Below are 1,618 nucleotides of genomic sequence, written 5' to 3'. Positions count from 1 at the left end.
TGCGTATCCGCCCACTGTCGAGGGTCGGGGCGCGTGGGTAGGCAGGACCGTCAGGCGCCATGGAGGGCGCCTGCGAGCCCCCAATGGTGGGTTTACGGCGTGTCCTGCCTGCCCATGCGGCCCGACCCAGGGCAGTACCCCTGCAGCAGCGCGCTTCGGCTCTTCAGCTCACCGCTCCAGAACCGAACCCCGTAAAGTCGACCTGGGAGCAACGAACATCCACACCGCGATGGCGGAACACGCGCGCCGGTGCATCTGGATTGTTCAGGGGGGTACGAAACATCGCCGCTCATGTTCACTTTCACGGGGAAGTATCCATGCGTTCGTACAAGTTGCAGCCATTGGCCCGCGCCATCCGCGGAGGCCTGATGGTGTCGGTGCTGGGCATGGTCACGCCCGCGCTGGCACAGCAGGCCAGTTTCGATATTGCCGGGGGGCGTATCGAAGACGCATTGCCGGAGTTCGCGCGACAGGCGGGGATCCAGATCATCAGCCCGGCCGTCGGCGACCGCGAAAAAGCCGCTGCCGTCCCCGCGCTCAAGGGCCAGATGGACGCCCGTCAGGCGCTGGGCCAGCTGTTGGCCGGGACCGGGCTCAGTGTGGCCTCCGATGATGGCCGTACCATTACACTGCGCGCCGATCGTCCGCTGCTCGCCTCCTTGGGTTCGGGCGCGCTGCTGGCTGCGCAGTCCTCGGCCAGCACCGTCGCCGCCGAGCCGCCGCCGGCCGAACCGGCCCGCGATGTGCCGGTCACGCTTGATTCGGTCACTGTCGTCGGCACCCAGATCAAGGGCGCAAAAACCGCTGCCCTGCTGCCGGTCGCCACGCTCCAGGCCGAACAGATCGAGGCCACCGGCGCGGTATCCGGCGACGAGTTGTACCGCTCCATTCCGCAGATGGGCGATGTGTCCTTCAGTGGCACCAACGGCGGCAACAGCTCCAACTACGCACGCGGCGACATCGCCTCGGTCAACCTGCGCGGCCTGGGTGTGGGCAACACGCTGCTGCTGATCAACGGCCGACGCACCGTGGTCCACCCCACCAGCCAGGCCGACGGCAACCTCGTCCCGGTGCTGACCTACAACGCCAATACCGTCCCGGTCGCCAACCTGCGTCGCGTTGAAGTCCTGCTCGACGGCGCGGCGGCCATCTACGGCACCGACGCGGTGGCCGGCGTGGTCAACAACGTGCTGCGCGACGACGTCCACGGCGGCACCATCAGCGTGCAGCGTGGGATCGGCGAGGGCACCAATCTGCGCGATCTGGGCATCAATGGCCTGGTTGGCAGGAATTCCGACGACCTGCGCAGCAATGTCACCCTGGCGTTCAATTACTACACCACCACCGGCCTGAACTCGCTGGACCAGGACTGGACCCGCAGCGCTGACCGCGCCGCCGATTTCGTCGGCACCCCGTTCGAAGGGCTCAGCGGCACCGACAACCGCAACAGCAACAGCCCGTGGGGCAACTTCACCGCGATCGGTCCGCGCGTGCGCCAGGGCACCACCTTCCTGACCACCGCCGCCGGCGCGTTCCATGTACAGCCCGGTACCAACGAAGGCTGCAACGCCAGCCTTGGCCAGGGCCTGTGCGTGCAGTCCGGCAGCAAGGCCACCGC

The 1,618-nt window shown here is 67.6% G+C and carries 1 protein-coding gene; it reads left to right on the top strand.

What is annotated here, in order from left to right:
• Positions 1-317 precede the first annotated feature (317 nt).
• The coding region (locus ACXJKH_RS20200) for a TonB-dependent receptor plug domain-containing protein (protein ID WP_457322030.1) at positions 318-1,618 on the top strand (1,301 nt) is incomplete at its 3' end.

The organism is Stenotrophomonas sp. P5_B8 (genome assembly GCF_054049855.1).
The sequence above is the reverse complement of the archived record's forward strand: the minus strand, read 5'-3'. Positions and strand labels throughout refer to the sequence as shown.